7 protein-coding genes and 3 pseudogenes are annotated in these 14,549 nt (G+C 64.3%); 8 read left to right on the top strand and 2 right to left on the bottom strand.

The features are described from left to right. The first annotated feature begins 73 nt into the window (after positions 1 to 73). The 5 genes and pseudogenes from glmS (at position 74) to ACVWW3_RS11665 (ending at position 5,613) form a co-directional block, all read left to right on the top strand. Positions 74 to 1,901 (top strand): annotated as a pseudogene (gene glmS / locus ACVWW3_RS11685) (glutamine--fructose-6-phosphate transaminase (isomerizing)). A 120-nt stretch (positions 1,902 to 2,021) separates the two neighbouring features. Continuing rightward, positions 2,022 to 2,792 carry a DUF502 domain-containing protein gene (locus ACVWW3_RS11680; protein WP_247346839.1) on the top strand — a complete coding sequence of 257 codons (771 nt, stop codon included), beginning with the start codon at positions 2,022 to 2,024 and terminating at the stop codon, positions 2,790 to 2,792. A 116-nt stretch (positions 2,793 to 2,908) separates the two neighbouring features. After that, positions 2,909 to 3,766: a DUF1932 domain-containing protein gene (locus tag ACVWW3_RS11675; protein WP_456652021.1), complete on the top strand. Its 858-nt coding sequence runs from the start codon at positions 2,909 to 2,911 to the stop codon at positions 3,764 to 3,766. 527 nt (positions 3,767 to 4,293) lie between these two features. Beyond that, positions 4,294 to 4,683 carry a nuclear transport factor 2 family protein gene (locus tag ACVWW3_RS11670; protein ID WP_354107846.1) on the top strand — a complete coding sequence of 130 codons (390 nt, stop codon included), beginning with the start codon at positions 4,294 to 4,296 and terminating at the stop codon, positions 4,681 to 4,683. A gap of 99 nt (positions 4,684 to 4,782) precedes the next feature. Further along, positions 4,783 to 5,613: a helix-turn-helix domain-containing protein gene (locus ACVWW3_RS11665; protein WP_456649964.1), complete on the top strand. Its 831-nt coding sequence runs from the start codon at positions 4,783 to 4,785 to the stop codon at positions 5,611 to 5,613. A gap of 148 nt (positions 5,614 to 5,761) precedes the next feature. Here the strand turns inward: ACVWW3_RS11665 and tnpC are convergent. Continuing rightward, positions 5,762 to 7,217 (bottom strand): annotated as a pseudogene (gene tnpC, locus ACVWW3_RS11660) (IS66 family transposase). Positions 7,218 to 7,372: 155 nt separating this feature from the next. Between tnpC and panE the strand changes: the two are divergent. Next, positions 7,373 to 8,303 (top strand): annotated as a pseudogene (panE, locus tag ACVWW3_RS11655) (2-dehydropantoate 2-reductase). Here the strand turns inward: panE and recG are convergent. Further along, positions 8,300 to 10,408: an ATP-dependent DNA helicase RecG gene (gene recG, locus ACVWW3_RS11650; protein WP_456649967.1), complete on the bottom strand. Its 2,109-nt coding sequence runs from the start codon at positions 10,406 to 10,408 to the stop codon at positions 8,300 to 8,302. The pseudogene panE and the gene recG overlap by 4 nt on opposite strands. Before the next feature lie 184 nt (positions 10,409 to 10,592). Here recG and ACVWW3_RS11645 point away from each other — a divergent pair, with 184 nt between their 5' ends. Next, entirely contained in the window at positions 10,593 to 10,883 is a 291-nt protein-coding gene (locus tag ACVWW3_RS11645; protein ID WP_456649968.1) for an FAD assembly factor SdhE, read from the top strand. Further along, positions 10,880 to 14,398 carry a transcription-repair coupling factor gene (gene mfd / locus ACVWW3_RS11640; RefSeq protein WP_456649969.1) on the top strand — a complete coding sequence of 1,173 codons (3,519 nt, stop codon included), beginning with the start codon at positions 10,880 to 10,882 and terminating at the stop codon, positions 14,396 to 14,398. The genes ACVWW3_RS11645 and mfd overlap by 4 nt, the downstream gene beginning before the upstream one ends. Positions 14,399 to 14,549: the final 151 nt, after the last annotated feature.

Genomic DNA, 14,549 nt, shown 5'->3' with positions numbered 1-14,549 from the left:
GCTTAGGAACTTCGCTAAAAACCGAGCGTATCGTTTAGGCGATTTTTCGACGATTTGGGGGATAGTGAGCCGCATGTGCGGGATTGTCGGCATTCTCGGGCGCGAACCGGTTGCAGAGCAATTGGTGGATTCGCTCAAACGTCTTGAATATCGCGGCTACGATTCCGCGGGCGTCGCCACGCTCGAAGGCAAACACCTCGAGCGCCGCCGCGCCGAGGGCAAGCTGAAGAATCTGGAGAAGCGGCTCGAAGCGGGGCCTCTGAAGGGCACGACCGGCATCGGTCATACCCGCTGGGCCACCCACGGCAAGCCGACCGTGAACAACGCCCATCCGCATGCGACCGAGCGCGTCGCTGTCGTCCACAACGGCATCATCGAGAATTTTCGCGAGCTGCGCCAGGAACTCGAGAAGAACGGCGCGGTGTTCCATACCGAGACCGATACCGAGATCGTGCTGCATCTGGTCGACGATCTGCTCACGCGTGGCAACAAGCCGGTCGAGGCGGTGAAGCTGGCACTGGCGCGGCTGCGCGGCGCCTTCGCGCTCGGCTTCATCTTCGCCGGCGACAACGACCTCATGATCGGCGCTCGCAACGGCCCGCCGCTTGCCATCGGCTATGGCGACGGCGAGATGTATCTCGGCTCCGACGCCAATCGCGCTCGGCCCGTTCACCGATACGATCAGCTATCTCGAGGATGGCGACTGGGTCGTGCTGACCCGCAACAGCGCCGACATCTTCGACAAGGACGGCCATGCCGTCCAGCGCGACAAGATCAGGCACGCGGCCTCGACGTCGCTGGTCGACAAGGCCAATTACCGCCACTTCATGGCCAAGGAGATCCACGAGCAGCCTGAAGTGGTCGGCCACACGCTGGCGCGCTATGTCGACATGGCGACCGAGCGCGTGTCGCTGCCGGTCAAGCTGCCGTTCGACTTCAAGGACATCCAGCGCATCAACATCACGGCGTGCGGCACCGCGAGCTACGCCGGTTTCGTCGCAAAATACTGGTTCGAGCGCTTCTCGCGCGTGCCGGTCGAGGTCGATGTCGCCTCCGAATTCCGCTATCGCGAGGCGCCCTTGCGTAAGGGCGATCTCGCCATCTTCATCTCGCAATCGGGCGAGACCGCCGACACGTTGGCCGCGCTGCGCTATGCCAAGGCCGAGGGCGTGCACACGGTTGCCGTCGTCAACGTGCCGACCTCGACCATCGCGCGCGAGAGCGAGACCGTGCTGCCAACCCTCGCCGGGCCCGAGATCGGTGTGGCCTCGACCAAGGCCTTCACCTGCCAACTCATGGTGCTGGCAAATCTTGCGATCGCGGCCGGCAAGGCCCGCGGCGAGCTGTCCGACGAGGACGAGACCAAGCTGGTCCATGGCCTCGTCGAGATCCCGCGTTTGATGACGGATGCGCTCACCACCGAGCCCCAGATCGAGAAGCTCGCACGCGAGATCGCCAAATCGCGTGACGTGCTCTATCTCGGCCGCGGCACCAGCTTCCCGCTCGCGCTCGAAGGCGCGCTGAAGCTGAAGGAGATTTCCTATATTCACGCCGAGGGCTATGCCGCCGGCGAGCTCAAGCACGGCCCGATCGCGCTGATCGACGAGACCATGCCGGTCGTCGTGATCGCGCCTTACGACCGCGTGTTCGAGAAGACGGTTTCAAACATGCAGGAGGTCGCCGCCCGCGGCGGCAACATCATCCTGATGACCGACGCCAAAGGCGCGGAAGAGGCGACCGTCGAGTCCCTCGTCACCATTGTGATGCCTGATATGGCGGCAGCCTTTACGCCGATGGTTTATGCCGTTCCCGTGCAACTGCTCGCCTATCACACGGCTGTCGTCATGGGCACGGACGTCGACCAGCCGCGCAACCTCGCGAAATCGGTGACCGTGGAATAGGCAACCGTGGAATAGGCAGAAGGGATAATAGACACAAGGGATATCGGTCGGTCGCTTCGTGGTCTTCCAAAACCTGCTAGAAGACCCTAGCTTGTGTGCTGCGACCGACCTGGAACCCGAATGACCCCCCGCGACGACGCGCCTGCGCCGCTTGATCCCGCGCCGGAACCGCATACCGGCCTGATGGGCCGTTTCCGCAATTATTTCCTCACCGGCCTCGTGGTGACGGGACCGGTTGCGATCACCTTTTATCTGGTTTGGTGGTTCGTCACCTGGGTTGATGGCGTGGTGCGGCCGTTCGTGCCGCTGGCCTATCGGCCTGAAACCTACATGCCGTATGTCATCCCCGGCTGGGGACTGATTGTCGCATTCTTCACGCTGACTCTGGTCGGCTTCCTCGCGGCCAATCTCATCGGCCGGACCCTGGTCGATGTCGGCGAGACCTTCCTTGGCCGGATCCCGGCGGTGCGCGCCATCTACCGCGGCCTGAAGCAGGTATTCGAGACGCTGTTCTCGGGCAAGGGCTCGAGCTTCCGCAAAGTCGGCCTGGTCGAGTTTCCCTCGCCGGGCATGTGGTCGATCGTGCTGATCTCGCAATCGCCAAACGAGGACGTCTCTCGCAGCCTGCCGGGTCAGGAGGAGCACGTCTCGGTGTTCCTGCCGTGCTCGCCGAACCCAACCACCGGCTTCTTCTTCTACGTCCCCAAGAGCAAGATCGTCGAGGTCGACATGAGCACCGAGGATGCCGCGACCCTGATTATGTCGGCTGGCGTGGTGCAGCCGGGCTCTACGCCCGACCCGAAGAAGGCCGCCGCGCTCGCGGGCATGGCGAACGCCGCGCGCATTGCCAACGCCTCGGCGCTCCAGGCCCAGCCTGCGAAGGTGGAGTAGAGCCATTCCTCCCAGGGATGGCCGCCGGTGACGCGGGCGTCCGCGTCCTCTGCTAGTCTCCGGTTGAACTGAGCGCGTCGCTCGGATTCGATTTGGAGCGCATGATGTCCAAAACGATGTCAAAGACCATTGCGATCCTCGCGCCCGGTGCCATGGGCAGCGCCGTGGCCCGCCGCCTCGGCGAGCACGGTGCGCGCGTGCTGACGTCGTTGAAAGGGCGGAGCGAGGCGACGCGCAAGCGCGCGGCGGATGCCGGCATGATCGGCGCCGAGGACGATGAGATCGCCGACGCCGACATTATCCTTTCGATCGTGCCGCCGGGCGAAGCCGTGGCGCTCGCCGAGCGGCTGGCGGGGCTGATCGTCCGGCGCGAGAAGAAACCGGTCGTGGTCGATTGCAACGCCGTCAACGTCGATACCGTCAAGAGGATCGAGGAGATCATCAGCTCGGCACAGGCGCCATTCGTCGATGCCGGCATCATCGGATTCCCGCCGCAGCCCGGCGGCAAGAGCCCGGCCTTCTACATGTCCGGCGAGCATGCCGACGAAGTCGCTGTTCTCAAAGGCCTTGGGCTCGACGTGCGGATCGTCGAGGGCCCGGTCGGCGCAGCCTCGGCTTTGAAAATGTCCTATGCCGGCATCGTCAAGGGACTCGCCGGCATCGGCGCGGCGATGGTGGTCGCGGCAACGAAAGCGGGCGCGGCCGATGCGCTGCGGGACGAACTCGCAATGAGCCAACCCGCGGTCCTTGCCCGGCTCGAAGTCGCGCTGCCGGATATGATCCCGAAGGCCTATCGCTGGGTCGCGGAGATGCGGGAGATTTCCGGTTTCCTCGGACCCGATCATCCGGCCAGCCAGATTTACGAGGGTTTTGCGCGCTGGTTCGAGCATCTCGCCGAGGACGCGAAAGGCGAGGCGGCGGATGCCGACTTGATGAAGGCATTCGCCGCGCGTATCGCGCAGAAGAAAGCCTGATCGTCCGTCTCTCTGGGTCAGGCCGTGTTGTGTCGCGATCGAAGGCGGAGCGCAGGAGAATGCGCCACTGGCAGAGCCAGCGCGGGCGGTCGATGACGACCAGTGTATCGGCGCGCGCGAGCGTGAGATCGAAGGTAAGTCCCGAGAAGCTGCCGTCGACAACCCACGCATCGCCCGCGATCGCGTCAGTGACGCGCGTTCGAAAGCTCGCTTTGTCGGATGGCTTCCAGCCCGGCCGCCAGTAGAGCACGTCGAGATGGATCACCGGCAGACCAAGCCTTTGCCCGAGATTCCGGGAGAGGCTCGTCGTTCCGCTACCCTGGCAGCCAACGACGATGATCCGGCGCATTGCCGCAGGGTTCCATAAAGTCGGGCTCTGGGAAAGAGGACGGCTTCTGAACCCGCTTTATTACCTCGGATGTAATTGAGCCAATTCGCAGCTTGACTACTCTCCACATCATTCACCCGACAGGAAGCGTCCTATCAAGCCTCCTGTCGCGTATGTGTCGGTGCATGAGGAGAGAGAGATGCAAGTCGTGTTTACGCGAAAGGAGCCGCCGGGATGGCTGCTCGACATGTGGAAGGAGATCGACGACAAGACTTTCGGACGAGGTTTCGACTGTTTTGCGGAGGATGCCGTCTGCAATCTCGGCGTCGCCGATTGGAAGGGGCGGGAAGCGATCCGCGCCAATCTGAAGGCCTTCATCGACAGCGGCTTCACCGCGCTGCATCGCGTCACCGAATATTGGGATGCAGGCTCCCTGAAGGTGTTTCGCGGCGTCGTCGACATGACACCCGATGATCCCTCGATGAAGGCGGTGCATCCCACGATGACGCACTTCTTCTACATGGACGAGACGGACGATACCAAGGTACGGCACTGGGTCGGCGCCGTGGGCCCAGTCGCCTTCGGTTGATCGCCTCGAACCTGCTACTAGCGGCGGCGCCTCGGGTATACCGACGCACCGCCGCCTATGCGTATTGACGATACCGCAGATCGACGGGAAGGACCGACCATGAAAGCGATGGCCAGCGCCCTCAAGACACGCGCCAATTCGGCGGGCGCTCTCCTGCGTCAATGGCGAGACATTCGCGGCAAGACGCAGCTCGACCTGTCCTTCGACGCCGGCGTTTCGCAGAAGCACATCAGCTTCGTCGAGAGCGGTCGGAGCGTTCCGAGCCGCCAGATGCTGCTCGATCTTGCCCAAGCCCTCGACGTTCCGCTGCGCGAGCGAAACGAGCTGCTGCTGGCCGCCGGCTACGCGCCGTCCTATGCTGATCCAGCGCTCGGCACGCCGGCGATGACGAGCATCAACCATGCTCTGCGACGCATGCTGCGTCAGCACGAGCCGTTTCCCGCCATCGTCATGGACCGGTATTGGAACGTGCTGATGACCAACGAGGCTGCGCCGCTTCTGTTCAATTGCTTCGTCGACATGTCGGCGCGGCCGACGCCACGAAACCTGCTGCATCTCATGTTCGATCCGGACGGCATGCGTCCCTTCGTCGCGAACTGGCCGCAGGCCGCCCGCGGATTGCTCGCACGGGTGAATCGCGAGGCGGTCGGGCACGTCGTCGATATCAGGACGAAGGCGCTGCTGGAGGAATTGTCGCAGTATCCCGGGGTGAAGCCGGAATGGCGTGCGCCTTCGGCCTCCGATGCGATGCCGATGATCCCGCTGTCCTTCGTCAAGGACGGTGTGACGCTGGACTATTTCTCCTTGATCACGACGGTCGGAACGCCGCAGACGGTCACTGCAGAGGAACTACGGCTCGAGTGCATGTTCCCCGCCAACGAGGCGACCGAAGCCGAGCACGGCAGGTTTTTGGGCGCGCACGCCGGTTGAGGGGGCGTCGCCGCGAGTCCACCTGATCGCTATGTGCTAGGCTCTACCCGCATCGTCATTGCGAGTGCAGCGAAGCAATCCAGAATCCCTCCGCGGTAAGACTCTGGATTGCTTCGCTTCGCGTAACTGCCCAGGTCCGTTTGCTCGGTTAGGCGACGCTGAGTTTGTGGATGAGTTGTGTGGGGCATCGGGACAATGTTTCGAGCATGTTCCATCCGCGCTTTCGAGCGGTACCGATCAGGGTGCGAAGCGTGGCGAAATTGTCTGCGCCTTGTGAGGTGCGGAAGCCGGCAGAGATCTTCTGCCGCAATTTCATCATCCGAGCATCGCGCTCGGCCTCGTTGTTGGTAAACGGCACCGCCGAGTTGTGCAGAAACAGCAGCACCGCCTCTTTATGTAACTTGAGGCGCAACAGGAGATTATGGCCCGTGCGCCGTCTGATCCGCCCGCGCTTGATGTCGCGAGGCAGCGCGGGTAGCGTCTCGTGCCAGGCGATACCGGCGCGGATAATGCGGTCATAAAGTCGCTCGGCGGCGCGGATTCTGTTGGGACGCAGCGCGCCTGTCTGATCGGTTGGATGCTCTGACGCCAGATTGACCTCGTGGCACAGGCAGCGGAGCAACCCGCGCATGCGCCGGGCCCAGGCCTCGCCATCGATGTCCACCAGCGCCGTCAACTCGCGCAGGTGATGCGCATTGCACAGCGCATGCGTGACACCGGACATCTGAAAATAGGATGTCCAATGGTCGTGCACAACGATATGCGCCGCTTGCGTCAGCACCTCGCCGCGCCTGGGTGAGACGCGATAATGCACCAGCCCATTGATCCCGGCGGTGCCCGCGACATGCAGCCATTGCGGCGTGGCGCCCACCCAGAACCCGGTCTCATCCAAATGCTTGACCGGTGCCCGGCGGATTTGCTCGCAGACTGCCGCAGCGAAATCCTGCGTCCGGCTGGCAGCCCGGGCGATCATTTGTCCGATCGTGCCGGCCGAGATGGTCACGCCAAACAGATCGGAGAGGATTTGCCCGAGCCGATCTTCAGGCAGAAACTGTCCCGCCGACAGATAGGTCACCACAGCGGCCAACCGGACGCCATATTGCGCCGGCGCCCTTACCTCGGGTGGAAACGATCCTGTCGTGACCGCGCCACAGCCGCTGCATTTGCAACGATAGAGCTGATGCTCCGTGACGAGCAGCGGCGCCGGCGCCGGCAGATCGAACACCTGACGGCTGCCGACAAGTTCCAGCTGTTCACCCTCCAGCGCCATTCGGCAGCGCCCGCATCTGACAGGGCGATGCATGATCGTATGATCGACCCGTTCGGACCGCTTCAAGTGTTTGCCTGCATGGCCGGGCTGGCCGCCGGGCTTCTTCAACCCTCGCTCACGCAGGCTCTGTGTCCGGCGAGAAGCCTGGCCCGGTCCATCGCTCGAAGGCGGCTTGCTGCTATTGGAGCTGTCCAGACCAAGCCGACGCTCCAGATCGGCCACACGCACCGTCAGCAATGCGTTCTGCTGCTCCAACATCAGGTTGCGCCTCCTGCAACTCCCCAATCAGGGCCAGCAGGGCGTCCACAGACAATGAGGAATTTGGCGGCGTCACCCATACCTTGACTCACAAACACATGTGGTCAGTCAAGAGAATACAAACGGCCACCTGGGCAGTTACCGCTGCGCTCGCAATGACGAGGAGGAGACGTCGCGAGGTTCATCTGTTATTATTTCTGCGGAAGCGGTCACTCTACAATGGGAGTTCGAATGAGAGTGCTGGTGATCGGCGCGGGAGCGCTCGGAGGCTATTACGGAGCTTGCCTGGTCCGAGCGGGCGCTGACGTGACCTTTCTGGTGCGGTCCGGGCGGGCGGAGCAATTGCGGCGCGATGGATTGAGGATCGTGAGCCCGCACGGCGACTTTGCCGTACAGCCGAAGCTCATGATGGCGAACGATCTCAGGGAGCCGTTCGACGTCGTGCTCGTCGGCGTGAAATCCTATTCGCTCGATGACGCGATGAGCGAGTTTGCACCGGCCGTTGGCGCCAAACACGATGATTTTGCCGATCCTCAACGGGTTGAAACATATCGACGCCCTGACTGCGCGGTTCGGCGCCGTGCAGGTCCTCGGCGGGCTGGCGAACGTCAGTGCCGGGCTCGATGCGGATGGTCGTGTCGTTCAGTTCATGGCCAATCAGACCATCGTATTCGGTGAGATCGAGGGATCGTTCAGTGAGCGCGTGCTCGCGCTGCAGTCGCTACTCGATATCCCCGGTATCGACGTGCGCGCCAGCGAATCGATTATGCAGGACATGTGGGAGAAATTCGTCCAGCTGAGCACGCTTGCCGGCATCACCTGCCTGATGCGGGCAAGCATCGGAGACATTCTGACCGTGCGGAAGGGCGAGGAGTCCATTTTCCGCCTGTTTGCGGAATGCTGTGCCGTGGCGACGGCCTCAGGTTTTGAGCCACGAGCGCCGTTCATCGAGTTCGATCGGAAGCTCTTCACGACGGCGAACTCTCCGCTCAAGGCGTCGATGCTGCGGGACATCGAGCGCGGCTCCGCGACGGAGGCGGAACATATCCTTGGCGATATGGCCAACCGGGCCCGTGCGCTGGGTACCGATACGCCGCTATTGAATTTAGCCCGCGCGCATGTGGCGGCCTATGAGGTTGGGCGGCAGAGAGCGGCCAGCTAACCCGCTCCGATCAACGGAATCGCCTCGTCCCGTTCGTACAGATACAGCAGGCATCGCAGCGCCTCGCCGCGCTCGCCCTTGAGCTTCGGATCGTCCCTCAGGATGCGGAGCGCCTCGTCGCGGGCCTGCGTGATGAGCTGGCCGTGCACCTCCGGGCGGGCGATGCGGTAGCCAGGCAAGCCGCTCTGGCGCACGCCAAGCACGTCGCCTTCGCCGCGTAGCTTCAAATCCTCCTCGGCGATCCGAAAACCGTCAGTGGTCTCGCGGATCACCTTCAGCCGCGCCTTCGACATCTCGCCGAGCGGCTCGGAGTAGAGCAGGAGACAGGTCGAGGCCTCCGAGCCGCGGCCGATACGGCCGCGCAATTGATGGAGCTGGGCGAGACCAAAGCGTTCGGCGTTTTCGATGACCATGATCGTCGCCGCCGGCACGTCGACGCCGACCTCGACGACGGTGGTCGCGACCAGCAGGCCGATCTCGTGGGCGGCGAATTGGCCCATCACGCGGTCCTTCTCGGTACCCTTCATCTGGCCGTGGACGAGGCCGACGCGGTCGCCAAACCGCTTTTGCAGGCTTTCGAAACGCTTGGTCGCATTGGTCAGGTGCTCAGTGCCCTCGGCCTCGGACTCCTCGACCAGTGGGCAGATCCAGTAGACCAGTTTGCCTGATAGAAGCGCGCGGCCGATGCTATCGGTGACCTCCTCGATACGGCTCATCGATACGGTGCGGGTTTCGATCGGCCTGCGGCCGGCCGGCTTTTCGCGCAATTCGCTGATGTCCATGTCGCCGAAATAGGTCAGCACCAGCGTGCGCGGGATCGGCGTGGCGCTCAGCACCAGCACGTCGACGGCTCCCCCTTTTGACGTCAGCGCCAGCCGCTCGCGCACGCCAAAACGATGCTGCTCGTCGACGATGGCAAGCGCGAGGTCGTTGAAGATCACATCGTCCTGGATCAACGCGTGGGTGCCGACCAGCAGGTCGATCTCGCCGGCTTCGAGTTGTGCCAGCAGCTCCCGCCGCTCCTTGCCCTTTTCGCGGCCGGTGAGGATCGCGACCCGCATTCCCGCGCGCTCGGCGAGCGGGGCGATGGTCTTGATGTGCTGGCGCGCCAAAATTTCGGTCGGCGCCATTAGCGCCGCTTGCTTGCCGACCTCCGTGACGGCGGCGGCGGCCAGCAGCGCGACCACGGTCTTGCCCGAGCCGACGTCGCCCTGCAGCAGGCGCAGCATGCGCACCGGTTGTTGCAGATCCTCGGCGATCGCCGCCGCGGCATCGCGCTGGGAGATTGTCAGCGCATAGGGCAGGGCATCGATGATCTTGTTGCGGAGGTGCCCGTCGCCGGCGTTGCGCACGCCGGCCGGGCGGCGCAATTGCGCGCGAATCAGGGCGAGCGCGAGTTGTCCGGCCAGGAGTTCGTCGAAGGCGAGGCGCGACCAGAACGGCTGGTCAGGCAGAATGTCGGTGAGTTCGACCGGCTGATGCACGCGGGTGAGCGCCTCAGCGATCGGCGGGAAGCTGCAGCGCCGCAGCACCTCGGGGCTGATCCATTCCGGCAGCGCCGGAAGCTTCTGCAGGGCCTGCGCGACCGCGCGACGCAGCGAGCCGAGCGCCAGCCCTTCCGTCAGCGGATAGACCGGATCGATGCCCGAGAGTTTTGAAACCGCCTCCTCGTCCAGCACCCGGTCGGGATGCACGATCTGCGGGATGCCGTCATACATCTGCAGCGTGCCCGAGACGTAGCGCTTCTCGCCCACCGGCAGCAACTTTTCGACATAGCCTGGCTTGGCTCGGAAGAAGGTCAGCACGACGTCGCCCGTGTCGTCGCTGGCGTAGACGAGGTAGGGCGCGCGCGCATTGCGGGGCGGGGGCGGGCGGTGGCGGTCGACGGTGACCTCCAGCGTCACCATGGTTCCCTGAACGGCGTCGCGAATCTTCGGCCGCGCGCGGCGGTCGATGACCTGGCTCGGCAAATGCAGCAACAGATCGACCAGCCGCGGCGTCTCGTTGCGGGTGAGCAGATACTGCAGCAGCTTGTCCTGCTTCGGACCGACGCCGGGCAGGCTGGTCACGGGGGCAAACAGCGGATTGAGCAGGCTGGGGCGCATCAGGCGAATCTAGGATCGTTTCGACCCGTCATGCCCGGCTTTATGCAAGGCATCCACGTCTTTTTTCGCATCCCTGCGCGGGCAGCGGGCCATGATAAATCGAGGGCTGACATGGACGGTCCGAGTGGCTATACCACCCCCGCCCGGCACGTCCGGGCTTTCGGCGTTTGACTGGAATAAAGACATGACGGGCACGACACGATCGAGCAACGGCCTGGACGACCGCCGCAAGCGGCTTCTGTTCCGCTGCTGGCACCGCGGCACGCGCGAGATGGACCTTATTCTCGGCCGCTTCGCGGATGCCGAGATCGGCAATCTGTCCGATGACGAACTGACGCAGCTCGAGATCCTGCTCGAGGTCAACGATCCCGATCTCTATGCCGCCATTATCGGCGACAAGGTGCTGCCGGCTGATGTCACCGGCGCGCTGTTTGCCCGCATCAAGGCCTACCCGATCGCGGACCGCGACGTATGAAGCAGGGGATGAAATCTCCGGCCGAGCTGCTCACGCCCGGCCGCGCGCTGACGCTTGCCAATGTCGCCGAGGGCGCCGAGGGTCTCGTCGTCTCCGATCTCGCGCGCGCCATCGCGGCGCGGCCGAAGAAGCCGGCCGTCAGTCTCGCGGTGATCTGCCGCGACGGGCCGCGGATGCAGCAGCTCGAACGCGCGCTGCAATTCTTCGCGCCCGATCTGCCGGTGCTGACCTTCCCGGCCTGGGATTGCCAGCCCTATGACCGCGTCTCGCCGCATGGTGGCGTCCTCGCCCAGCGCCTGACCACGCTGGCACGGCTCGCGTCCCTGACCGGCAGCGACAAGCCGCTGATCGTGCTGACCACGGTGAATGCCGCCGTGCAGCGCGTGCCCTCGCGCGATCTCGTCGCGGCGCAGGCGCTGTCGGTCGCGCCCGGCAACGTCGTGCCGATGAACACCATCATCGCCTGGCTCGAGCACAACGGCTACAACCGCTCCTCGACCGTGCGCGAGCCCGGCGAATACGCCGTGCGCGGCGGCATTTTGGACCTGTTTCCGGCTGGTCTCGACCAGCCCGTGCGTTTCGACTTCTTCGGCGACAGCCTGGAATCGATCCGCACCTTCGACGCCGAGACCCAGCGCACGCTGCTGGACATGCGCGCACTCGACCTCGTTCCGATCTCCGAATTCCAGTTGGTCACTGACACCATCCGCCGCTTCCGCATGGGCTATGTCGCCGAGTTCGGCGCGCCCGAGCGCGACGATGCGCTGTACGAGGCCGTCAGCGAGGGCCGCCGCCATCCCGGCATGGAGCACTGGCTGCCGCTGTTCCAGGACCGGATGGACACGCTGTTCGACTATCTGCAAGGCGCGGCCGTCGCGATCGAACCGCAGGCTGAGGATGCCGTCCGCGAGCGCTTCAAGCAGATCCTCGACTATTACCAGGCCCGCCGCGATGCGATGGAGCATCCGGGCGGCGGCGCCATCTACAAGCCGCTGCCGCCTGACAGGCTTTATTTGACCGACGAGGAATGGACCAGGCGCGAAGGCGACATGCCGCTGGTGCGGCTGACGCAGTTCTCGGTTCCGGCCGATGGTACGAGTGTCGTCGATGCCGGTGCGCGTAAGGGCCGCGACTTCGCGCCCGAACGCAACGACACCACCGTCAATGTGTTCGAATCCGTCGTCAGTCACGTGATGGCGCTGCACGCCCAGCGCAAGAAGGTCGTGATCGCGCTGTGGAGCGAAGGCTCGCGCGACCGCATGATTTCGATGCTGCGCGACCACAAGCTGACCCACACCACCAGCGTCAACAGTTGGCGCACGGTGCAGGCGACCCCGCGCAACGAGACCATGCTCGCTGTGCTCGGCCTCGAAAGCGGTTTCGAGACCGACGAGATCGCGCTGATCAGCGAGCAGGACATCTTAGGCGACCGCCTGGTCCGGCCGCGCAAGGCGAGCCGCAAGCTCGACAATTTCATCTCGGAGGTGACGAGCCTTGCCGCCGGCGACATCGTCGTGCACGTCGATCACGGCATCGGCCGCTTCATCGGCCTGCAGACACTCGACGTCGCCGGCGCGCCCCATGACTGCCTCGAGCTGCATTATGCCGCCGAGACAAAGCTGTTCCTGCCGGTCGAGAACATCGAGCTGCTGTCGCGCTACGGCTCCGACCAGACCACGGTCGAGCTCGATCGCCTGGGCGGCTCCGGCTGGCAGACCCGAAAAGCAAAACTGAAGAACCGCATCCGCGAGATCGCGGGCGAGCTGATCAAGATCGCCGCGGAGCGGCATCTGCACGAGGCGCCAAAGCTGCCGGTGCAACCCGGCCTCTATGACGAGTTCTGCGCGCGCTTCCCCTATGACGAGACCGAGGACCAGCTTGGTGCGATCGAGTCGACGCTGAAGGACCTCGAACTCGGCCGTCCCATGGACCGGCTGATCTGCGGCGATGTCGGCTTCGGCAAGACGGAAGTCGCGCTGCGCGCCACCTTTGCGGTCGCGCTCGAAGGCAAGCAGGTCGCGGTCGTGGTGCCGACCACGCTGCTCGCTCGCCAGCACCACAAGACGTTCACCGAGCGTTTCAAGGGTTTTCCGGTGCAGGTCGCGCAGGCCTCGCGGCTGGTACCGACCAAGCAGCTCAACCTGGTCAAGAACGGTCTCACCGACGGCTCGGTCGACATCGTCGTCGGCACCCATGCGCTGCTCAGCAAATCGATCAAGTTCCGCGACCTCGGCCTGCTGATCGTGGACGAGGAACAGCATTTCGGCGTCACCCACAAGGAGCGGCTGAAGCAGCTCCGCGCCGAGGTGCACGTGCTGACGCTGTCGGCGACGCCGATCCCGCGTACGCTCCAATTGGCGCTGACTGGCGTGCGCGAGCTCTCGATCATCGCGTCGCCCCCGGTCGACCGCCTTGCGGTCCGCACCTTCGTCGCCCCGCACGATCCCTTGATGATCCGCGAGGCGTTGCTGCGCGAACGCTATCGCGGCGGCCAGGCGTTCTACGTGGCGCCGCGCATCGACGACCTCGCCGAGGTCAAGGATTTCCTCGACAAGAACGTGCCGGAGATGAAGGTCGCGGTCGCGCACGGGCAGATGCCTCCCGCCGTGATCGAGGACATCATGACCGCGTTCTACGACGGCAAGTTCGACATCCTGCTGTCGACCACGATCGTGGAATCCGGCCTCGACATCCCCAATGCCAACACGCTGATCGTGCATCGCGCCGACATGTTCGGCCTGGCCCAACTCTATCAGCTCCGCGGCCGGGTCGGACGCTCCAAGCTGCGGGCGTACGCGCTGTTCACGCTGCCGGCGCAGCAGAAGATCACCGCGCAGGCCGAGCGTCGCCTCACCGTGCTGCAATCGCTGGAGACGCTAGGCGCGGGCTTCCAGCTCGCCTCGCACGACCTCGATATCCGCGGCGCCGGCAATATCCTGGGCGAGCAGCAGTCCGGCCACATCAAGGAAGTCGGCTTCGAACTCTACCAGTCGATGCTCGAAGAGGCGATCGTCAACCTCAAGGCCGGCGTCTCCGAGCCCGCGGCCGACCGCTGGTCGCCCTCGATCACGATCGGCATGCCCGTGCTCATTCCAGAGGATTATGTCGGCGATCTCTCGGTGCGGTTGTCGCTCTACCGGCGCCTCGCCGATCTCGACAGCGAGGAGGAGATCGAGAACTTTGGCGCCGAGATGCGCGATCGTTTCGGCGTGCTGCCGGACGAGGTGCGCTATCTGTTCAAGGTCGCCGCGATCAAGGCATTCTGCCGCCAGGCCAATGTCGGGAAGATCGATGCCGGCCCGAAGGGCGCCGTCATCGCCTTCCGCGACAATTCCTTTGCCCATCCCGATCGCCTGGTGACGTTCATCCGCAGCCACGGCCAGGCCGCGAAGGTGCGGCCCGACATGAAGGTGGTGTTCCTGCAGGATTGGGAAACGCCGGAAGAGCGTCTCGCCGGCACCACGGAGATCATGCGGCAGCTGGCGCAGCTCGCGCACAGCAAGAAGGCGGCGTAGGGCCTGTGGCGTTTCCGGAGGCGGCGTAGCGCGAAACGATGCTCCGCACCCTGATCAAAACAGCGACGTGTGCCCACTTGCGGAATGACCGAACCGTAGTTACGTTCATTTTATCGAGTTTCGGCCGAACGACTTGGCCTCGCCGCTGAAA

This window comes from Bradyrhizobium sp. LM2.9, from assembly GCF_054056555.1.
This window is presented reverse-complemented; position numbering and strand designations above follow the sequence as displayed.

Coding starts and splice junctions, on each gene's coding strand:
- ACVWW3_RS11675 (WP_456652021.1), top strand. CDS start 2,909: ATGTCAAAGACCATTGCGATCCTCGCGCCCGGTGCCATGGGCAGCGCC.
- recG (WP_456649967.1), bottom strand. CDS start 10,408: ATGCGCCCCAGCCTGCTCAATCCGCTGTTTGCCCCCGTGACCAGCCTG.
- ACVWW3_RS11680 (WP_247346839.1), top strand. CDS start 2,022: ATGACCCCCCGCGACGACGCGCCTGCGCCGCTTGATCCCGCGCCGGAA.
- ACVWW3_RS11645 (WP_456649968.1), top strand. CDS start 10,593: ATGACGGGCACGACACGATCGAGCAACGGCCTGGACGACCGCCGCAAG.
- mfd (WP_456649969.1), top strand. CDS start 10,880: ATGAAGCAGGGGATGAAATCTCCGGCCGAGCTGCTCACGCCCGGCCGC.
- ACVWW3_RS11670 (WP_354107846.1), top strand. CDS start 4,294: ATGCAAGTCGTGTTTACGCGAAAGGAGCCGCCGGGATGGCTGCTCGAC.
- ACVWW3_RS11665 (WP_456649964.1), top strand. CDS start 4,783: ATGAAAGCGATGGCCAGCGCCCTCAAGACACGCGCCAATTCGGCGGGC.